Origin of the sequence: Bartonella sp. AP280QHHD (assembly GCF_042196125.1) — a bacterium.
GTDB lineage: Bacteria > Pseudomonadota > Alphaproteobacteria > Rhizobiales > Rhizobiaceae > Bartonella.
Window position 1 is genome coordinate 234,368 of record NZ_JBHIPQ010000015.1, and the last position, 22,835, is coordinate 257,202.

Genomic DNA, 22,835 nt, shown 5'->3' on the forward strand with positions numbered 1-22,835 from the left:
ACACCGCCCACCAATCTTAACAGATTGCTCTCAAAAGGTTCTACCTACTAACACTGATGCAATACAATTCATAGGTAGATTCATTCTATAGACGCACCGGATAAGTTCTACTACTTCTGTTCAAGTTTATACTTCTACACTTGGTTGCTTCAAAAAGAAACTGAAACAAAACAGAGACAATACTGTATTTTTAAGTTGCATGCCGATACCTTAATCAACGTCACCACAAAACAATGTTTTACAACACAACAGATAACGCCTATCAAAGCGCAATTTTTAAAAATGCATGAAAGACATCACCAAATTAATCCAACATATTGATTTATAATAATCTATTTTTTACAAATTTGAATAGCAACCCCAAATATCGTAAGATTTCCTCATTTTAAATCTTCTTAATTGAATCAATCAATACCACTCCCTACAGCCACAAGAGAATAGATAGATAAAAACTCCTTATAAACTATTTCAAGTGCCAAAAGCTATCCCAACACTTTAAACAAACAAAAAAATGAAGACATCGCCCACCATCTTTATGAATGAATCTTACACCATTTTGTAAAAATTTTTACCTTACATCCTTAACAAACACCATCACGAAATGAACTCAAGTACATTAAGAAATGCCTCATTAAACCCAAACTTTTAATTCTCATCTCACCCACGCGCGGCATTATCAATGCAACCTTTCAATGTTCAAGCCGTTATAGCAAAACCCCAAACACCATCCCAACTGTCACACAACAATTTAACACATGAAGGAGTCAATAAATGTGTCTATTTTCACCCCATAGAAAAAATGCTAAAATTAAAAAACGTATAGCACAATTAAAAAGAGAGCTGGTCCCCGTAAATCATTGGAGTTTTCAAAATGATAGCTTTGAAAATATTTCTGAGCTGTTTAACACATGGAAACAAAAAGGCCGTCACGCACTTTATCACCTCAACGAACATGCTACAGAATTAAAGAAAAAAGCGAAAGAAAATCCTAAAAAAACCCTCGCATTAGCAGCAGGAGTCGTTTTAGTAAGCTTCTTACTGATCCGTAAAAATTAATAACACAACCAATAACCTTCCCTTTTAATGCCCGCCTTAAAACGGGCATTTTTATGGTTTACAAAATATAAACTTTACGTCTTCCTCCTAACTTTACGCCCTCACCCAAAAGGATAAGTTTCCCATCCAACCCAGTCTATAATCCAATTTTTTATCTGGCTTCCCCCTACCCCCATCTTCCAAACATGCGGTGACACCACACCTCAAAGGACAGTGTTGTGCAAAACCACAAGCAAAGCTTCCAATACTCCACCCCCCCTACTGAGTTAGTTCAAAAGAAATGGAAGTGAGTAAAGATGCATGCGCTTTAATATTCTAAGGAACATTATTTTACATCATGACATAAAAGTATAAGAAGCCTAAGAGCTTTAAAACATGTAGTATAGCAAACCAAACGAAATCTTCCAATGTAAACAACCACTTGCTATAAGTAAATGACGCAAAAATTAAACTGAAAAAACCCAAAATTTCATCCTCCAGAATCGACTCGCTGCGAAGTATCTACATAGGTAACTACGGACATGCCAGGAATGAGTTTTTCAATCCCTTCCTGCCCAGGATCTAAAGCAATCCGTACTGAAATACGTTGCGCAATTTTGATAAAATTACCAATTGTCGTATCCGTTTTTAACAATGAAAATTCTGAGCCTGTAGCAGGTGCAAAACGAACCACACGCCCTGTTAACTTTTTGTTGTTCAATGCATCAACAGAAAAAACAACCGGTTGTCCCACACGCATCTGAGAAAGTTGCGTTTCCTTATAATTAGCAATAATCCAAATATCATCAGAAATAACAGAGACCAATTGTGTCCCCGGCATAACATATTGCCCTACCCGCGCTCCAACTAATCCAATATAGCCTGTTCGAGGAGATAAAATCTTTGTGTGATCGAGATTAAGTTTTGCCAACTCAACACTCACCTTCGCTCCCGCAATTTCTGACTGTAAACTTTGCCGTTCAAGATCCAATTGTTTTTGCAATTGGCGTTTTGTTTCGAGAGCTGTCAAGAGTTGTGAAAGAGGACGAGAAACAGAACTTGCCGCATCACCAAAACCTAACTTTTTACTATCTGGAACAACATTGGAAAATGCTCGTGAACGCGCCAATTCCACCTCTGCTGTATTAATTTCGCCCTGCAAAAGCTGTGCTTGTAATTCAATACTTGCCAGTTTTGCATTTTTTGAATCGAGAACAGCCTGTGCCCGTGCAAGCTGCTGCCGAAAAAGAGAATCATCGAGCTCAAAAAGCAGCATTCCCTTTTCAACACGTTGATAATCTTGCACATAAATCCGTGCAATCACCCCAGAGATCTGTGAACTAACCAGAGTAACATTGCCCTTAATAGAAGCATTATCCGTTATTTGAATGTTACTCACAAAAGGAGGAAGCCTCCAAGCCCACAAAATCAGCAAAACACCCGTAATGCCCGATAGGAATGCAACAATCGTAGCTTTTGACCGTAATTTTTTTATCATTTTTTGCACCCCTCTTTCTATGACATTACTCTACTTTTCTAATGCACGCAAAGAGCATGACTTAACAATCATTGTGACAAGAAAAATAACGAATACAACCATTGAAATATAAAAATAAAGCCGAAAAACGTCATCATAAGCAAAAATATTTGCTGTTAACTTAAATTTCTCTATCAACATAGAAGTACCCTGCTCACTTCTCAAGCCATTGGGAACAGAAACACCATAAGAAGGCGAAAATAAAGTATTCATCTCACCAGAAATAAGCGGATCAGTAATAATAATATTTTGTGTTAAGGACTCAAAGTTCTTATGGGCAAAATAAAACTGAAGGCTGCCAAAAAAAGCCGACCCCATCAATCCCCCTGTCACTTGCGTTAGCAAAAAAACAGCAATAAAACTTAAAACGTAACGCGGTCCTCGCTCACCAGCGATCACAAACCCTTTGAAAAGAGCAGGAGGCAAAAAAAGTGCATAACTAAAACTCACCAACCCTTGGCTCAACATCATATCTTGTGGGCGCGTTAAATGGTTTACATGACTATCTAAATAAGCTCCTAACGCCAAACAACCCAAAGACAACAAATAAAAATAATCCTCACGCCCCGCCCGTAAAAAAAAGACACAAACAGCCCCCCCTAACAGAATCCCTAATGTCACCGCAAGATACATGGGCGCCATCTCACGATTGAGCAAACCAAAAAGATTAAAAAACCCTACGGGCAAATTTGACCGCTCCAATAAAAAAACATGAAAAATAAATAAAATAAAAACAGATTGGACCATTTCTTTACTGAAAATCCAACGGAGATCAATCAACGGTTTTTCTCTATTAAGCTCAATAATAATAGCAATAGCCAACGAGAAAATAGCAAGTGCGAGCCCCCAACCAATCCATGGTGCTTCATACCACCAATACAATATGCCAACAGACATGATCACAGCATTTAATCCAAGACCAAGAGCAATCAAACCATAGCTTATCCAATCTAATTTTTGAATAACCTTACTACGCACAACAGGAGTAAGAGGCAAAGTATAGATACAGACCAAGCTGATAAGAACCAACCCCATTTCCAGAGCGGAAAGACTGGAAAAACCACCATTTTCCAGCAAATCAGGAGAAATCAAACGTGATAAAGGTGCCGCTAAAGCCGCATTCATATAATTCAAACTAAGACCAACAGTAAACTTCTTTGCTGGAGCAAAAGCCTCCATCATATAAAGCAGCGCAAGCGAAGCCAAAGGAGCAGCAGCAATCCCAGCAAAAAAGCGAATAATCAATGCAGAACGCAAATCCGTAACAAAGAGCTGCAACACGCAAACCAAAACAAAGCCAAGAATTGATAATTCAGCAAAAGCGCGCAGCCCAAATTGATAGCGGATTTTGATCAACATAATCGCTACACTCACATTTGGCGCCATATAAGCCGCTACCAGCCATGTCGTCTCGGCCAAAGTTGCATGAAAATCACCCGTAAGATGGACAATGTTAGACTGAACAATATTAGCCCCTAAACCATAAGCCCATTGCAAAATAAGAGAAGCAAAAATATAAACAAAGCACTTTGGCAAAGGTCCCGCAAAGACACGACCAGGATGAGGAAAAGGTTTTGCACTCCTTTTAGCAGACACAACCGTACTCTTTTTTCCGCTCATGTCATCTTTTCCTGTAACTCTGCTACGCTTCTATCAACACAGCACCATCAGCTGACAACTGCTGGAAAAAAGCCTCTATTTTATGATTGTCCTCATCACTTGTCCCTCCTTCTAACGTCGCTTGAATCTGCAAAATCTGCTGTTCTAATACATCAAAAGAAAGATTCTCTACAGCCACAACGTGCTCTACCAATAAAGAGCAGCCTGAAAAGGTAATATTTGCAACGCCCCCGCATACAGCAAATAATTTTTCACCCAAAGAGGTGCGAACACGAACACTGCCCAACACAATACTTGCCGCCAATGGCGCATGGTGCGCCATAACTGTCAAATAACCTGAGGCTGAAGGAAGAACAACAGACACGACCTGCTCTGAAAACACAATTTTTTCAGGCGATATAAGCTCAAATAAAAAATGCTCTTCTCTATTGTTTTCCACAAAAGTCTCCACAATACCCGATATAAGGACTCTTTGTTTTCTTCAACGACTCGTCCTTTTTAACGAAAAATACCCATGACAGTTTTCTCTTGAATAAGAAGCCTCTTACTAAGAAGCCTCTGCCATGAGACGCTTTCCTTTTTCAAGTGCTTCATCAATCGAACCAACCATATAAAAAGCAGCTTCTGGCAAATCATCATAATCGCCAGCACAAAGACCTTTAAAGCCTTTGATTGTCTCTTCTAAAGGAACGAGTTTCCCCGGTGAACCAGTAAAGGCTTCCGCAACATGGAAAGGTTGTGAAAGGAAACGTTCAATTTTACGCGCCCGCCCCACCAGCAACTTGTCATCTTCAGAAAGTTCATCCATTCCAAGAATAGCAATAATATCCTGAAGCGCTCTATAACGTTGTAAAATGGTTTGTACTTGACAAGCAACTGTGTAATGCTCTTCCCCCACAATCAATGGATCCAACATACGCGAGAAAGAGTCAAGCGGATCAACCGCTGGATAAATCCCCTTTTCCGCAATAGAGCGCGAAAGAACAGTTGTTGCATCCAAATGAGCAAAAGACGCTGCCGGCGCCGGATCCGTCAAGTCATCTGCCGGAACATAAATTGCCTGAACGGAAGTAATAGAGCCTGTTTTTGTACTGGTAATACGTTCTTGCAACGCCCCCATATCCGTTGCCAAGGTAGGCTGATACCCAACAGCAGAAGGAATACGCCCTAAAAGAGCAGATACCTCAGCTCCTGCTTGCGTGAAACGGAAAATATTATCCACAAAGAAGAGAACATCTTGTCCTTCATCACGGAAACTTTCTGCAATTGTCAATCCTGAAAGAGCCACACGCGCACGCGCTCCTGGTGGTTCATTCATTTGCCCGTAAACAAGAGCACATTTTGACCCTTCCGTTGAACCATTATTCTCTTTTGGATTCACATTCACGCGACTTTCGATCATTTCATAATAAAGATCATTTCCTTCACGTGTACGTTCTCCCACACCAGCAAATACAGAATAGCCACCATGTGCCTTTGCAATATTGTTTATAAGCTCCATAATGAGAACGGTTTTTCCAACACCAGCACCACCAAACAAGCCAATTTTACCCCCTTTAGAATAAGGGGCTAACAAATCCACGACTTTAATACCGGTGACGAGAATTTCCGAAACAGTCGATTGCTCAACATATTCAGGTGCCTCTTGGTGAATAGAACGTGTTTTGGTTGAAGCGATTGGTCCCACATTATCCACCGGTTCCCCAATCACATTCATAATACGTCCCAACGTTGCTTCTCCTACAGGAACGCTAATTTGTGTGCCTGTATCCACAACCTTTTGGCCCCGCATCAAACCATCAGTCGTATCCATAGCAATCGTACGCACAGTATTTTCACCCAAATGCTGCGCAACTTCTAATACTAAGCGATTACCTAAATTCTCTGTTTCCAAAGCGTTGAGAATATTTGGCAATTCACCTTCAAATTGCACATCAACGACAGCACCAATAATCTGCTTGATTTCACCAACAGCGCCTTTTGCATGCTCTTCTTTTTTTGCGGATGTATCTTTTTTTACAGGTGTATCTTTAGCTGCATCACGCGCAGGTACAGAGGAAGCCTTTACATCCACTTGAGATTTCGAAGCGGCTTTTTTCACGCCGGAACGAGCAGCTGGTTTCTTTTTTTCACCTTTTTCTGTTCCTTTGCTTGAGGTTACTGCTTTTACCATCAATTCTTACCTTCTCCATTTAAAGCGCTTCAGCGCCCGCAATAATTTCGATCAATTCTGTCGTAATCTGTGCTTGACGTTGACGATTATAAGCCACCGTCAATTTACTAATCATTTCACCCGCATTGCGCGATGCATTATCCATAGCTGTCATCTTGGCGCCCATTTCACCAGCAACATTTTCTAGCAAAGCCCGAAAGATTTGCACCGAAAGATTACGTGGTACAAGGGCCTCTAAAAGAGACGCAGCATCAGGTTCATATTCATAAACAATCGATTGTGAACCTTTGTTATGATCGGTTTGCTCCACAATATCTATTGCCCTAACAGTTGCTTTTGGAGCAACCATTGGAATCAAATCCAAAGCTGTTGGACGCTGATTAATTACGGAAACAAATTCAGAATAAAACAGCGTACAAACATCGAAAGCGCCTTCATTGAATAAATCAACAATCCGTTGACTAATCATCACTGCTTCTGCAAAACCAATTCGCTTTACAGCATGCAAATCGATATGATCAATTATCAAGCCTTTGTAATCACGCGATAAAATATCCGCGCCTTTTTTACCCACAGTGATAATTTTTACTATTTTATCAGCCGCCAACAATGCCTTAATCTGTTCACGTGCACGACGAGCAATTTGCACATTAAAAGCACCACACAAACCGCGCTCAGCAGTACACACCACCAAAAGATGCACATCATCGCGCCCCGTACCACGCATAAGAGTAGGCGCATCAACACCATCTACATCAGCAGCAACACTGGTCAAAATATCAGCCATTCTCTTCGCATAAGGGCGTGCAGACTGCGCTGCCTCTTGAGCACGATGCAACCTTGCCGCTGCAACCATTTGCATAGCTTTGGTAATCTTTTGTGTTGCTTTAACCGAAGCGATACGGTCTCTAAGATCTTTTAGTGAAGCCATTCAAGCATTCCATCAATTCATCACGAGAAATTTTTCGCATAAGTATCAAGAACAGTTATCAACTTATCTTTCAGCTCATCTGTTATTTGCTTTTGCTCAGCAATTGCCTTTAAGAGATCTTGATAATCACTACGCAACAGCACTAAAAGTCCCTGCTCAAACCGCGCAACATCAGAAACCGCCAAAGCATCAAGATAGCCATTCACACCCGCGAAAATAACCACCACCTGTTCTTCTGTTTTGAGCGGAGAAAATTGCGGCTGCTTCAACAGCTCTGTCAAACGCGCACCCCGATTTAACAGACGCTGGGTTGACGCATCCAAATCAGAGCCAAACTGCGCAAAAGCTGCCATTTCACGATATTGCGCCAATTCACCTTTAATCGAGCCAGCAACTTGCTTCATTGCCTTAATTTGTGCAGCAGAACCAACACGCGATACAGAAAGACCAACATTTACAGCAGGACGAATTCCTTGATAAAACAAATTAGTCTCTAGAAAAATTTGCCCATCAGTAATCGAAATCACATTTGTAGGAATATAGGCAGAAACATCATTTGCTTGCGTTTCAATAACCGGCAAAGCTGTCAACGACCCAGATCCATTTTCCGCATTCAACTTCGCAGCCCGCTCTAAAAGACGCGAATGCAGATAGAAAACATCTCCCGGATAAGCTTCACGACCTGGAGGACGACGCAATAAAAGAGACATTTGACGATACGCCACCGCCTGTTTTGATAAGTCATCATAACCAATCAAAGCATGTTGCCCATTATCACGGAAATACTCACCCATAGCACACCCAGCAAGAGGTGCAATAAATTGCAGTGGTGCTGGATCAGAAGCGGTCGCTGCAACAATAATAGAATATTCCAGCGCTCCACGTTCTTCTAAAACTTTAACGAATTGTGCCACCGTCGAACGTTTTTGACCGATAGCCACATAAATACAATAAACTTTGTCTTGCTCTCGTCCAGCCCCTGTCTCATGAAAAGGTTTTTGGTTTAAAAATGTATCGAGCAAAATTGCTGTTTTTCCTGTTTGGCGATCACCAATCACCAATTCACGCTGCCCCCGTCCAATAGGGATGAGTGCGTCAATCGCTTTCAATCCGGTCGACATCGGTTCATGGACAGACTGACGCGGAATAATTCCAGGAGCCTTAACATCGACACGACGACGCTCTGTTGCTTTAATGGGCCCCTTACCATCGATAGGGTTTCCCAACGCATCAACCACACGCCCAAGCAAAGCGGGACCCACAGGAACATCGACGATAGCACCTAACCGCTTTACACAATCACCTTCACGAATATCACGATCTGAGCCAAAAATGACCACACCAACATTATCAACTTCCAAATTGAGTGCCATACCACGCACACCGTTTGGAAAAGCGACCATTTCCCCTGCTTGGACATTATCCAAACCATAAACGCGAGCAATACCATCCCCTACAGAGAGAACCCAACCAATTTCTGAAACCTCAGCCTTTTGGTCAAAGTTTTTGATTTGCTCTTTTAGAATTTTTGAAATTTCAGATGGTCTAATATCCATCAGCTGACCTCTTTTTTCAATGCAAGCTTAAGTGAAGACAATTTTGTGAGAAGAGACGTATCAATTTGAGACGACCCCACACGAACGATTAATCCACCAAGAATTGTTGGATCCACAACGATGTGCAGCAAGACTTTTCCTCCAACAACACCTTCCAAAGCCTCACACAACTCTTGTCTTTGTTGAGAACTTAAGGCGCGCGCAGAAACAATTTGCGCAGTAACCTGCCTACGAGCGCGTGCAACACAATGCTGGAAAGCACGTAAAATACCAAATACAGCACTAAGCCTACGGTTTGTGGCAATAACGCGTAAAAAATTACCAATGACCTGCCCTGCATTTTTATCAGCAAATTTGATGTTTGCACAAACAGATTGCATCACCTTAATTTGCTCTTTAACTGAAAAGAATGGACTAAGCACAAAGCGTTTTAAATCCTTATGCTCCAAAACAAGCAAAAGATCCTCTACTGCCTTTTCAACCTTTTCAACGTTTCCGGCTTCTTGAACGCAATCAAAAAGCGCTTGCGCATAGCGTTGATCTACCAACAGCAGCGGTATGAGAGAAAATGAATCCGACACGAAATACCGCCTCTTTCCCTTGAGCGACTCTCTGATAGTTATCAGATGAAATGAAACAGACATTCTCAATCTTAAGAATCTTTTTCTTAAAACCTAGAACAAAAATCACTTGGTTTCTAGCATAGACATAGCCGACTCGCAACACCACAAATCGCTGCTTTTTAAAAATTTTAATAAAATATTCAAAATATTTTTGAAAAGCATTTTTTTTAGATATACAGGATGGCATCACAGTTTTTTTATGCCTCTTTTTGACATTCTCTGAGCGATTTTTTCACTCTCTTTGATTTTTCTTCAAATGCCCTTGCCACCAAACGCTCTTGTCACCATAAAAAAACACTCCCTTTATCACCACAAGACCTTTAATGAGATGCAGCTGCGATTGAAAAAGTCTATTATTTCAAACTGATAAGAAAGAAAAAACAATGAATATCCTCCTAAAAATTAAAGAAAACATTGATTTATAATGATAATATATCATTTTTCATACCGGATAAGCTTCAAATATCGACAAATTCTCTCTTTTCAAATTTTTTTATCAAAATCACGCCCTTCATTAAGCCCGCGTAGCTTCACTTTATATGGCACTATATTGCACTGATTTTAGAAGAAACATAGATCAATATCAATTTGAACGCGAATAGAATTGGGTATTTTGGGTGTACACCTAAGCATTTTCAGCCCTTATAATCCGCCTATCAAAAGAATACTGTCCCTCATACAAAAAAGAAGTAAAAGCCGAAATGATAGTGCCCTCGAAGAAGAGAGGCCCTTCTGCTGGTTCTATAACAAAGATATTTTTTCCCGTGGCTCCACTTAATGCAATGGACATGTATCATATTTTGCTGCCTGGATGCTTATTCTGAATAATATAAGAGTTCAAGTAAAGCACCTTAAGCAAAGAGACCTTCACTTTATGCGATACTGGTTTTAGAAAAAACTTTGCGGATCAATATCAATTTGAACCCGAACGGAACTGGGCATTTTGGGTGTACCGCTAAGCATTGCACGTATAAACCCTTGTATATCAAAAGAACGCTGTCCTTGCAGCAAAAGCCGAAAACGATAACGCCCCCGAACCAAAGCCAAAGGCGCTTCTGCTGGTCCCATAACCGAGATATTTTTTTCCCGTGGCGCTGCCTGACGCAATGCGCGCGCATAATATTCTGCTGCTTGGCGCTGTTGTGCAGACACAATCAAAGAGGCAAGCCGCCCATAGGGGGGCAAATGATAATGCTGACGCGCTGCAATCTCACGTGTGTAAAAATCTTCTGGCTGGCATGCAAGTAAGGCTTTGATGACCGGATGATCTGGTTGATAAGTTTGCAATAATCCTAAACTTTTCAATCCCACACGCCCTGCTCTTCCGGTAACTTGAGAAAGCAGCTGATAGGTACGTTCACTTGCGCGTAAATCGCCATTGGCAAGACCAAGGTCAGCATCAATAACGCCAACCAAAGAGAGCTTGGGAAAATGATGTCCTTTAGCGACCAACTGTGTTCCAATAATAATGTCCACATCGCCATTGGCAATGGCTTGCAATTCGCTTCGCAACTGCCCAATTCCTCCTTTAAGATCTGTTGAAAGAATCAATGATCGTGCCTGTGGAAAAAGCATTTTTGTTTCTTCTGCAATTCTTTCCACACCCGGTCCACAAGCTACAAGATGATCTAAAGTTCCACATTCAGGACAGGCTTCAGGAAGCGGTTGATGATATCCACAATGATGACATTTCAGTTGCCCTTGCGCGCGATGTTCTACCAACCAACTTGAACAATCGTTACAATGAAAACGATGTCCGCAAATTCGGCATAAAGTTAAAGGTGCATAACCACGGCGATTAAGAAAAAGAAGAGCTTGTTCACCCTTATCAAGCGTTTGTTTTAAAGCTCTTTCAAGAGCAAAGGAAATAAAGCGCCCCTTTTGCACCCCTCCTTGACGCATATCAACCACCCGCAACTGTGGAAGTGCGACTTCTTTAAAACGGGATGGTAAATGCACCTTTTGATAACGCCCTTTTAAAACATTGGCTTGGCTTTCAATCGACGGTGTGGCTGAGGATAAAATAACAGGAAAATGCTCAAAAGAGCCCCGTGCAACAGCCATATCACGCGCATGATAAAAAATGCGCTCTTCTTGTTTATAAGCGCTATCATGCTCTTCATCGACAACAATCAAGCCAAGCTCATGAAAGGGAAGAAAAAGTGCCGAACGAGCCCCCGCAACGACACGCACCCGCCCTTCTGCAACTTGCCGCCAGACGCGTTCTCTACGACGTGGCGTCAAATCAGAATGCCATTCTGCTGCCGCAGCGCCAAAGCGTGCATAAAAACGATCTAAAAACTGCTGTGTTAAAGCAATTTCCGGCAATAAAATTAAAACCTGCTTACCCCCTTTGAAGGCTTGAGCAACCGCTTCAAAATAAACTTCTGTCTTTCCAGATCCAGTCACACCATCAAGCAAAAAAACTTGAAACTGAGAAGATAAAACACCTTCCCGCAATAATGTTGCTGCTTCATTTTGCGCTCCCTGCAACTGAGGGGGACAAAAATCAGGATCAGGCATTGCCACAAGATCAGGAGCAGGAACCTTAACATCTTCAAAAATTCCTAGCGCTTTTAAACCTTCAACAACAGAAACCGAAGTTCCAGCCGCATGTGCCAGACCAGAACGTGTCCATATCTTCTCATTACGCACCAATTCCAAAACCCGTGATCGCGCTGGTGTGAGACGTTCTACATTGCCACCACAATATCGCAAACCCAGCATCTGCGCTTCCGGCTCTAAAGCAGCCGGTACAGACAAAACCAATCGTGCAACAAGACCAAAAGGTGCCATTGTATAGCGACTAACAAAACGCAAAAATGTGATCATTTCTGTCTTTAATGGGGGGCAATCAAAAACATGAAGAAGAAAGCGTAATTTTTCACGCGCCACAGGTGCAGCCCCTTGCCCATCGGCTGTCTGCTCTCCAACGTCCACAACAAAACCGCAAAGCTCACGCCCCATCAACGGAACCCGAACAAAGGAACCAACGTTCACCTCCATAGAAGATGGAACTTTATAACTATAAGCGTGAGCAACAGGAAGAGGAACCAATACGGATACAATCTTTTCCTCTATCATGTTTGAATTCATCTTTTAAACCAATCTACGACCTATTGAACACCAACAGGCCTAAACCTTAATCTTTAAACACTCTTATAAAATTCATTGCAGGATTCAATCCCCCCGATTACAACACTTTTCTAACAAAAATTCTTTTTAATACTCATTTCATCACCAAAGTGCCAATAAAAGAACCAATCTCATCGTCTATAATAAAAAACTCTATAGCAAAAAAAACAGCGCCATTCTTCTGTGCAAATAAAGCGCATCACTATTAAGCATTCAACATGCTATCGGTTAAGTGCATCCTTCAACAAAGCGATCCCATAGTATGACTTCTTCCCAACGCACACTTTTATTTTTTTACCGCCTCATATCTCAATTTATCTTCAACAAACTGATTTATAAAGATATAATCATCATTTTACCTATTGTAATAAAACCCTCAATACGATGAATTTTTCTCATTTCAACCCCATCGAGGAACATTTGTAAATCCTTATTGATGAAAGAGTATCCCATGATTTTAATTATAGGGAGAATAATATTGCAAATGGAGCCGTTACAATATTCACCTTGGCTTTGTGCCAAAACGTGAAAACACGTGTATACATCTTTCAGCTTGATTGAGAATCAAGCAACAATACAAGCAGCACAAAAGCGTATTGTTGAAGAATGGAGAACACAGAATAAATCAATGTAATTGACCATAAAAAAACCCTTCATGCGTAAAATTTTACAGGCGTTCTTCAACAGTGTTTTACGACAAAATAAATCCATCCGCTTTCATCAAAAACAAAGTTAAACATACCCCCTAAAAAAGGAAGGTATCTTATGATGCACTCTCAAATATCAAGAGCAATCGCAAATAGGAAATGAGCAAAGTGTTTGATAATGCTAGCTTATTTCCATAAATATAAAAACACCGCTACGCAAAGATGCCAATACGCAAAAATGTTGGTACGCAATGAATTCTATACCTTATCACGAGTAACACTATGAAATGGGTGTGGAAACGATAAATCATATTTCTTTACCGAAAACGGGTACATGATTAACACCATAGCATTCTTGTTCTTTACACAGATATTAATTCTTTCTCTTGCTTTTGCAGTCAACAATAGCGCATAACAAAAAATAGGATAAAGCTAAAAAGAAGAGGTTAGAGATGAAATTTTTTGTGGATAGCGCCAATATTGAAGAAATTCAAGAGTTACAGAATTTAAGCCTTGTTGATGGTGTCACAACCAATCCCTCTCTTATCCTAAAATCAGGACGCAATATTCTTGATGTTACAAAAGAAATTTGTGCTCTCGTTAGCGGACCTGTTTCTGCTGAAGTTGCAGCAACAGAATTTGAAAACATGATGAAAGAAGCAGCTGTTTTAGCAAAGATTGCCGACAATATTTGTATCAAGCTTCCTTTAACACTCGATGGATTAAAAGCCTGTAAAGCCCTCACAGCAGCAGGACTAAAAACAAATCTCACCCTTTGTTTTTCTGCCAATCAAGCCTTATTAGCCGCCAAAGCAGGCGCAACATTCGTTTCACCTTTTATTGGTAGACTTGATGATTGTGGAAATGATGGAAGTGAACTGCTTCATGAAATTCGCACAATTTATGATAACTATAACTTTGAAACACAAATCTTAGCCGCTTCAATCCGCACCGTTAATCATGTCAAAGAAGCAGCACTCAGTGGTGCTGACATTGCAACAGTTCCACCAGCAATCTTAAAAGCACTGGTCAAACACCCTCTCACCGACAAAGGGTTGCAAATATTCCTCGACGACTGGAAAAAAACAGGACAAAATATTGCTTAATATCTAGAATTTTTATTGGAAAGATCTTTTGAAAGTAACAAAAAGATCTGTTCAGCCAACTCTTCCGCAACACGTTTTTTTGCATCTTCTTCTGCTTGCAGCGTTGCATATTCTTGACGAAGTCGCTCAAAAGATGCATTCATCATTGCTGTTCCTTTTGCAACAAGAGTATTTTTCATATCCTGCAAAGTGTAAGAAGCTCTGCTCATAACAGTTCCAACAGAAGGTCGTCCCTTTCTCTTTTTCTCGAAATCAACCTCTATCTGCATAGATTCTCTTGTAAAGACGGATATCTGTAATGCCAATTGATAAGCAGGTAGAGAAGGTTTAGCACCATTTCCATACAAAAGAAAAAGCAGATGGTTGCGCACCATTTGTCCAAAACGATCCGAAGGTTCTTCCACAACAATAGAAGCAAGCTTTTGCGCTAATCCCAAAGAAGCTTGTCCAGAAGGGTATCCAGAAGCAGGATTCCCATAAGAAGCAGAATCCATTGTCATTGCACTCTGCAACTCTTGACGGTAAAGCGGTTCAACTTTGCATCCACACAACAGTGTGAATACACCAGCTAAAATGACAAGAATAGAACTTCTAAAAAACGACATTCACAATCCTTTGTGGAACAACAATGATTTTTTTCACAGGCTTTTCAATTAGCTGCGCCTTTACAAAATCTAACGCCAAAACCGCTTCTTTAATCATCACCTCATCAGCAGTTGCTGCAACGCTCACCTCACCGCGTTTTTTACCATTAATTTGTACTGGCAAAGTATAGCATTCCGCAACGGTTAACGTGGGATCATAAATAGGCCAAGTAAGCGCAGATATTAAATTTTTTCCCCCTAAAGCAGCATGACATTCTTCTGCTAAATGGGGCATCATGGGTGCAATCATAGCAAGAAAAAAATCCATAGCTTGACGTAAAGAAGCTTTCATTTCATCGTCAACACTTTCTATCCTATTTAACAACGGCGCCATAATATTCAAGAATTCATAAAGGCGTGCAATAGCCCGATTAAAAGCGAATTTTTCCAAATCATCTTCTACAGCGTGGAGCGTGCGATGTGCGACCTTTGAGAGTTCCAAAGCCGCTCCCTGATGCCCTGCACAAGGCGCCACATCCTTTAAAATAGAAGCACTCACAGCCACATGGCGCCAAACACGCTGTACAAAGCGATGTGCACCTTCAACACCAGATTCTGTCCAAATGACATCCCGCTCGGGAGGAGAATCTGACAACACAAACCAACGCACAGTATCAGCGCCATAAGATGCAATAATATCATCAGGATCAACGACATTCTTTTTTGATTTTGACATTTTCTCAATCAAACCAATCGTCACTTCACTTTGATCGGTTAATTTATAAGCACACCGCTTTCCATCTTTTTCAACAATCGAAATTTCTGCTGGAGAAACCCACCCTTGATCATCTCGATAGGTTTCATGCACCACCATACCTTGGGTAAAAAGCCCCTTAAAAGGCTCATCTACCGTCACATGACCGACCAATTTCATGGCACGCATAAAAAAGCGTGCATAAAGAAGATGCAAAATGGCATGCTCAATTCCACCAATATATTGTTGCACAGGCAACCATTCAGAGATTGCTTGTTTGTCGACAGGTTCCTGCGCAAAAGGAGCCGTAAAGCGTGCATAATACCAAGAAGAGTCAACAAATGTATCCATGGTATCGGTTTCGCGTTTGGCAGGTTGACCACAGGAAGGACAAGTAACATTCTGCCATGTTTCATGTCGTGCAAGAGGATTTCCTGGTTGATCAAAAGTAACATCATCAGGCAACACAACCGGTAAATTGGCACGTGGAACAGGAACAACCCCACAAGTTGTACAATGGATCATCGGAATGGGACACCCCCAATAACGTTGACGTGAAATCCCCCAATCACGCAAACGAAATTGCACTGTTTTCTTCCCTTGCGGTTGCCCATTGAGCATTTGTTTTTCAAGCTTTTTAGCAGCTTCTTCAAAAGCTTGTCGGGGTGTCAAACCATCCAAAAAACTAGAATTGATCATCACCCCATCACCCGTATAAGGTGTTTCAGGTGTGACAAAATCTTCTGCTTGCTCTCCTTTTGGCAAAACCACGGGTTTTATTGGAAGATCATATTTACGCGCAAAATCGAAATCTCTCTGATCATGAGCTGGACAACCAAAAACAACCCCTGTTCCATAGTCCATAAGCACAAAATTCGCGATATAAACGGGAATATGTACTGTTGAATCGAAAGGATGAACAGCCAAAAGGGGCGTGAGAAACCCTTGTTTTTCAGCTGTTTCAAGTGCTGCCGTTGTCGTTCCCCCACACCGACAATTTTCAATAAAAGCACTCAACGCTTTGTCTTTTTTTGCCAAAGCTTGTGCAATAGGATGATCAACAGACAGAGCCAAAAAGGAAGCGCCAAACAGTGTATCAGGACGCGTTGAATAACAAACAACCTCATCAAATTTCTCACAAACATCATCAGCATCACCCGCCGACTTTAAAGCCCAACGAATCAGCAAACCTTGTGATTTTCCAATCCAGTTTTTTTGCATGGTGCGAACTTTTTCCGGCCATTGGTTCAGCTCTTCAAGCCCTGCCAAGAGATCTTCACTAAAGTCGCTAATTTTGAAAAACCACTGCGTCAACTCACGTTGTTCAACCAACGCACCAGAACGCCATCCCCGCCCATCAACAACCTGTTCATTGGCCAAAACAGTATGATCAACAGGATCCCAATTCACCTTAGCCACTTTACGTGCTACCAACCCCTTTTGATAGAAATCAAGGAACAACATTTGTTGTCGGTGGTAATATTCCTCATCACAAGTCGCAAATTCCCGAGTCCAATCTATCGAGAGCCCTAATTGTTTTAATTGCCCACGCATCACCGCAATATTTTGATAGGTCCAAGTTTTAGGGTGCACTTTATTTTGCATAGCGGCATTTTCAGCCGGCATCCCAAAAGCATCCCACCCCATGGGATGAAGCACATTAAACCCCTTGGCGCGTTTATAGCGTGCAACCACATCCCCCATGGCATAATTGCGCACATGCCCCATGTGAATACGGCCAGAAGGATAAGGAAACATTTCTAAAACATAATATTTTTCACGAGCATCTTCTTGAAGAGTCTGAAAAATTTTCTTTTCATCCCAAATTTCTTGCCATTTTTTTTCTCTCGCACGTGGATTATAGCGTTCGCCTATATTATAATGTCCAATTGTCATTCCCATTATACTCTTTTAATAAAACAGAACCAAAAACTTGTTTTATTATGCTTGACCATGGATTAACCTCATCGTCAACATTTTCGTGAAATATTTCCCTAAGTATTTTATAAAACTTTAAAAAAAAACGACCAACTCTTGAACAAAAAAGGTAAAGCACAAAAATATGAATACACAAACACCCCTTGATGCCCCTTCCGTTGAAGCATGGCAAAACCTTCAAAAAGACATTGCTGAAACATGTCAAGAGTTACAACGCCCTGTAGAAGAAATTGAACTTATCGCTGTTTCAAAAACTGTTTCTGCTATTGATATACGACCCCTTTTGCAAGCAGGCCAATCTTTGTTTGCAGAAAACCGCGTACAAGAAGCAGCACAAAAATGGCCTGCTTTACGTCAACAATTTGAAAATATTAAACTCCATCTCATCGGTCCCCTACAATCGAATAAAGCCGCTGAAGCTGTCAAACTTTTTGATGTCATCCAAACGGTTGATCGTGAAAAAATAGCCAAAGTTTTGATGGAAGAAATGCAAAAGCAAAAAAGGCATCTTCCTTGCTATGTTCAGGTTAACATTGGCTTAGAACCGCAAAAAAGTGGTATCTCACCGCAAGAAGCGACATCTTTTGTCAACCAATGCAAAAACAATTATGGACTTGATATCATCGGACTTATGGGCATTCCCCCTGTCGACGAAAACCCCGGCCCCTATTTCGCGCTCTTGGCAAAATTAGCAAAACAAGCAGGTCTTCCAAAGCTTTCCATGGGCATGTCCAGTGACTTCAAAACCGCTCTACAGTTTGGCTCTAATGTCCTTCGCATTGGCTCTGCTTTATTTGGAAAACGCCCTGTGTAAAGCAATTTTCCCTCATATAAATTCCCATTGAAAATTCTACGAACAAGCCAAAAACAGCAGAAATGAGAAAAAATATTTCCTTCAATATCAATAAAAGAGCAATTCTAGCAAAAAAGATTCTAGCCCCTCTTTCATCCTGTTAGCAAAATAAGCAAAAAAGCTGGTCTTCTCAAATTTCTCACCGGCACATACAATAGCTTCAAGATAGCATTGCAATTTGGCTCTCATATTCTCGCATATTGGCTCTACTTTACTCCCCTCTGAACGCCTCTCCAGCAAAAGCAACATAAAAAATAAATCCTTATATAAAAGCAAAATGATAAGAGGGGCGTTGAGCATGAATGAAAAAACTGTCGCAAAATCACTAATAGCAAAAGAATATTGAATACGATTATCGCAATGATTTTCATTGAAAATCACGCATTCTCTTAACTTCTCCAACATGCGTAAACAATTTCCCCGCATGCCAATGGCGTAAAGCAGGCAAAAGAGGCTTATGGCTGCATAATACAATAACAAAACTCTTTCATGTAAGTCACTTGAGCAAAATAAACATCTCAAATACCCAATAGAGCACCAAGAGCCGCGCTAAACAACATGCTAGCAATCTATAAGATCAACGATAGCATAGAGGCTTTCTATGCTCTACAAAGCGTAAATACAGTCAATATCCGCCTGAAAAATAAAAGAACTAATCCCAAGCATATGCGCATAATACATGCAGGCAAAACAATGGTAATGAAACCGATTTCAATAACGATATTCCTTCGCCGTTATTCCTTTGTCGTTCTCTTAAACAAAGAGAAAAACTTCAACTTTTCATACACGCAATTTTTCTAAATTTAAACTTTAATTAAGAAAAACATGGTGTCATTACTTATATTTTAAAAATTTATAAGTAATATTATTATCTTCTTAAGAAGAAGATTTCACACATAAAAAAGTATTAATACAATATAGTTATTATTTATTACAGTATTTTTATCACCATTTTTAAAGTTTATATTTGTAATTTCTCTAAAAATACGTGATAGACATTTGAAATGTATAATTATGATTAATATTTTTAATGTAGATAATATTAGGAGTATTAAACTGAAACATTTTGGTTCAGGTTTAACTTATACGATACATGATTCAACACCTATCATTTATGGAAATACATGTAGTACTAATGATTTTATGTCTCACATAGGCGCAAGAGGGTTGGCATGGAGCTTTTGATGGAGGAATAGGCAGAGCAATTCTAGGTGGTATAACTGGAAGACCAGCGGGTGCATTTACAGGTAGACTCTTAGGCGCCGCAGGTGGATTCTTAGCAGATGATCTTTGGGCTTTATAGAAAAAGGTCGTGAATGTTGGTTCTAATTTATAGAGAATAGCGACAAAGATATCTCTGAAATTAGTATTTTTGTAAATATTGGAAAGAATATACCAAAGTTAAATATCTACATCTTTGGATAAAATATTTTTCAGGGATATCTATTATTTATAACATATTATAATTTAGGATTTTTTATAATGAATATTCGTTATGAAATAATAAGGCTGTTTTGCATTCTCTTTGTATTCATCCCTATATATGCTATTGGTTTTAAAAAAATTGGTGGTTACAGTTGGAAAGTAGCTATAAAAACAACATTATATACAGTAATTATGTTCATTATTTTTGATAGTTTATGTAGATATTTTGGTTTATATTAATATTTAGTAAATTTATTCTTTTAAAAAGCATTCTCATTCCCTCTCCTTTATAGGATATTTTTTTAATATCTTTGTGCGTTTATAAAAAGCTCTATACCGCAATAGTCTTTGCCATATTTGAATATCTTAAAAGCATAAAATACCTTTTTAAGAAAAACGTATCAGATTTAAAAATTGACTATTCTAATCTTTGTCATTTAGTCTAACCTCATAATGAAAAGCTTTTGGGAAAACTCTGCCACAAATATAACCATACAAAAATACAGAGGCAGATTTTTCCAAACAATAAAAAGAGGGAAACATGACTGAAAAAATTTATCCAATATCAGAAGAGATCAAAAAAAATACTTTACTCGATGAGGAAACTTATCAACAATGGTATCGAGAAAGCATCAATGATCCAGAAAGCTTCTGGGCCAAACATGGTCAACGCATTGAATGGTTTAAACCTTTTACAAAAGTAAAAAACACTTCTTTTAACGGAGATGTATCAATTCAATGGTACGAAGATGGGATAACAAATGTTGCCTATAATTGCATTGATCGCCACCTGAAAACCCATGGAGACAAAATCGCGCTCATTTGGGAAGGAGATAATCCTTATCATGATAAAAAAATAACCTATAACGAGCTTTATGAACATGTTTGTCGTTTTGCTAATCTTTTGAAAAGTCGTGGCATTAAGAAAGGCGATAAAGTAACCATTTATCTTCCTATGATTCCCGAAGCAGCCTATGCTATGCTTGCTTGTGCTCGCATTGGAGCCATTCATTCGGTTATTTTTGCAGGCTTTTCTGCTGAAGCAATAGCAGGACGCCTTGTCGATTGTGAATCAACCTTTATGATTACCGCTGATCACGGCTTGCGTGGCGGCAAACGGATCAACTTAAAAGACAATGTTGATCATGCTATTGAGATAGCAGCGCGCCAAAACGTGCATGTGGACCAAGTCATGGTTATACGGCGGACTTGTGGACCCATTCAATGGATAGAGGGGCGTGATTTTTGGTACCACGAAGAGATAGCTCATGCCAAAACAGCTTGTCCACCAGAACCAATGAACGCTGAAGATCCGCTTTTTATTCTTTATACTTCAGGCTCCACCGGCAAACCTAAAGGTGTTTTGCATACCACAGCAGGCTATCTTGTTTTTGCCTCGATGACTCACCAATATGTTTTTGATTACCACCCCGATGAAGTTTACTGGTGTACGGCTGATATTGGTTGGATAACCGGCCATTCTTACTTGGTTTATGGACCTTTATGTAATGGTGCGACCACTTTAATGTTTGAAGGCACACCAACCTTTCCTGACAAAGGCAGATTCTGGGAAATTGTCGACAAGCATCAAGTCAATACACTCTACACCGCACCAACAGCTATCCGCGCCTTAATGGGAGCAGGAAATTCGTTTGTTGAACACTCAGACAGGACGTCGTTGCGTCTTTTAGGCACAGTAGGAGAACCTATTAACACAGAAGCATGGGAATGGTTTTATCATATAATTGGAAATGACCGTTGTCCGATTCTCGATACATGGTGGCAAACGGAAACAGGAGGGCATATGATCACACCCTTGCCTGGTGCAACCCCCCTCAAAGCAGGATCGGCCACACGTCCTTTCTTTGGTGTTCAACCCCAAATTGTTGATGCCCAAGGCAATGTTTTAGAAGGTGAAGCAGAAGGCACTCTTTGTATCAGTGATTCATGGCCCGGACAAATGCGCACACTTTATAAGGATCATGAACGCTTTATTCAAACTTATTTTTCCTCCTATAAAGGAAAATATTTTTCAGGCGATAGCTGTAGGCGCGATAGCGACGGTTATTATTGGATCACAGGACGAGTTGATGACATTCTCAATGTCTCGGGGCACAGATTAGGAACCGCTGAAATTGAATCAGCTCTTGTTTCTCATCCCTCTGTATCAGAAGCAGCTATTGTGGGTTACCCGCATCCCATTAAAGGACAAGGAATTTATAGTTTTGTGACCCTCATGGAAGGAACAGCGCCAAGTGAAGAATTGCAAAAAGACCTTATCAAGCATGTGAGACAAGAAATAGGCTCTATTGCCATATTGGATAAAATTCAGTTTGCTCCGCAGCTTCCCAAAACGCGATCAGGGAAAATTATGAGACGTATTTTACGAAAAATCGCTGAAAACGATTTTGATACTCTCGGAGATATTTCAACCCTTGCCGAACCACAAGTTGTTGAAGATCTGATTGCCAACCGACAAAACTAAAAAACACGACGCAATACAACATACGGTGGTTTTTGTTTTTTTTGCTAAAATTATCTCAGCATTATTACGAAAACCACCGAGGAGAATAAAAAATAAAACAATTCACGAGAAGCTCAATCATTCTAACAACAAACGCTTTTTTTCATAACAGGTAAGAAATAATTTAAGCAAAAACCTCAGGATTGGGATGCGAACAAGAATAAGAAAGTAAGATAAAAAGAGCAACATAGCTTTTTAAAATCACCTAATGTCCACTCAATGCAAAAAAAGCCTCTGAGTAAGAAGGAAAAATAGTTCTGATGTTTATGCTAGAATCCCTTTGAAATTCCTGCTAAAATCATAAATAAGGCTAAAAAAAGAAAGTATAAGTGATAATATTCTTGAGCAAAAATATTTATCTATAACGAGGGTGTATAAAAAATATTGAAAACCA

General features: G+C 40.1%; 14 protein-coding genes. 4 read left to right on the plus strand and 10 right to left on the minus strand.

The window, feature by feature from the left end:
- Positions 1–771: 771 nt before the first annotated feature.
- Positions 772–1,056, plus strand: a complete 285-nt coding sequence (locus tag ACFIMK_RS02135; RefSeq protein WP_375611728.1) for a hypothetical protein — start codon at positions 772–774, stop codon at positions 1,054–1,056.
- 469 nt (positions 1,057–1,525) lie between these two features.
- Here the strand turns inward: ACFIMK_RS02135 and ACFIMK_RS02140 are convergent, their stop codons facing one another.
- The 8 genes from ACFIMK_RS02140 to ACFIMK_RS02175 all read right to left on the minus strand — a co-directional run bounded on the left by ACFIMK_RS02140 (position 1,526) and on the right by ACFIMK_RS02175 (position 12,559).
- Positions 1,526–2,533, minus strand: a complete 1,008-nt coding sequence (locus ACFIMK_RS02140) for an HlyD family secretion protein (RefSeq protein ID WP_375611727.1) — start codon at positions 2,531–2,533, stop codon at positions 1,526–1,528.
- A gap of 30 nt (positions 2,534–2,563) precedes the next feature.
- Positions 2,564–4,192, minus strand: a complete 1,629-nt coding sequence (locus ACFIMK_RS02145; protein ID WP_375638260.1) for an MFS transporter — start codon at positions 4,190–4,192, stop codon at positions 2,564–2,566.
- A gap of 22 nt (positions 4,193–4,214) precedes the next feature.
- The gene (locus tag ACFIMK_RS02150; RefSeq protein ID WP_375638259.1) at positions 4,215–4,631 is read right to left on the minus strand and encodes a F0F1 ATP synthase subunit epsilon; all 417 of its coding nucleotides are present in this window, start codon (positions 4,629–4,631) and stop codon (positions 4,215–4,217) included.
- A 108-nt stretch (positions 4,632–4,739) separates the two neighbouring features.
- Positions 4,740–6,365, minus strand: coding sequence for a F0F1 ATP synthase subunit beta (gene atpD, locus ACFIMK_RS02155; protein WP_375638258.1), 1,626 nt, complete (start codon positions 6,363–6,365; stop codon positions 4,740–4,742).
- Positions 6,366–6,384: 19 nt separating this feature from the next.
- Positions 6,385–7,296, minus strand: a complete 912-nt coding sequence (locus ACFIMK_RS02160; RefSeq protein WP_375611723.1) for a F0F1 ATP synthase subunit gamma — start codon at positions 7,294–7,296, stop codon at positions 6,385–6,387.
- A 20-nt stretch (positions 7,297–7,316) separates the two neighbouring features.
- A complete protein-coding gene (atpA, locus tag ACFIMK_RS02165) occupies positions 7,317–8,852 on the minus strand; it encodes a F0F1 ATP synthase subunit alpha (RefSeq protein WP_375611722.1) in 1,536 nt (511 codons plus the stop codon).
- On the minus strand, positions 8,852–9,433 hold the full coding sequence (atpH, locus tag ACFIMK_RS02170; RefSeq protein WP_375638257.1) for an ATP synthase F1 subunit delta: 582 nt from the start codon (positions 9,431–9,433) through the stop codon (positions 8,852–8,854). The genes atpA and atpH overlap by 1 nt, the downstream gene beginning before the upstream one ends.
- 930 nt (positions 9,434–10,363) lie before the next feature.
- Positions 10,364–12,559, minus strand: a complete 2,196-nt coding sequence (locus tag ACFIMK_RS02175; RefSeq protein ID WP_375682914.1) for a primosomal protein N' — start codon at positions 12,557–12,559, stop codon at positions 10,364–10,366.
- Between the two features lie 1,150 nt (positions 12,560–13,709).
- Here ACFIMK_RS02175 and fsa point away from each other — a divergent pair.
- Positions 13,710–14,363: a fructose-6-phosphate aldolase gene (gene fsa / locus ACFIMK_RS02180; RefSeq protein WP_375668291.1), complete on the plus strand. Its 654-nt coding sequence runs from the start codon at positions 13,710–13,712 to the stop codon at positions 14,361–14,363.
- Here the strand turns inward: fsa and lptE are convergent.
- Both lptE and leuS read right to left on the minus strand, forming a co-directional pair.
- Positions 14,360–14,968: an LPS assembly lipoprotein LptE gene (gene lptE, locus ACFIMK_RS02185; RefSeq protein WP_375628707.1), complete on the minus strand. Its 609-nt coding sequence runs from the start codon at positions 14,966–14,968 to the stop codon at positions 14,360–14,362. The two genes, fsa and lptE, sit on opposite strands and share 4 nt — an antisense overlap.
- Positions 14,955–17,597 (minus strand): leucine--tRNA ligase, encoded by a 2,643-nt coding sequence (gene leuS / locus ACFIMK_RS02190; protein ID WP_375682915.1) that lies wholly within the window; start codon positions 17,595–17,597, stop codon positions 14,955–14,957. The genes lptE and leuS overlap by 14 nt, the downstream gene beginning before the upstream one ends.
- Positions 17,598–17,763: 166 nt before the next feature.
- Between leuS and ACFIMK_RS02195 the strand changes: the two genes are divergently transcribed.
- Positions 17,764–18,453, plus strand: coding sequence for a YggS family pyridoxal phosphate-dependent enzyme (locus ACFIMK_RS02195; protein WP_375682653.1), 690 nt, complete (start codon positions 17,764–17,766; stop codon positions 18,451–18,453).
- 2,005 nt (positions 18,454–20,458) lie between these two features.
- Positions 20,459–22,402 carry an acetate--CoA ligase gene (acs, locus tag ACFIMK_RS02200; RefSeq protein ID WP_375682916.1) on the plus strand — a complete coding sequence of 648 codons (1,944 nt, stop codon included), beginning with the start codon at positions 20,459–20,461 and terminating at the stop codon, positions 22,400–22,402.
- Positions 22,403–22,835: the final 433 nt, after the last annotated feature.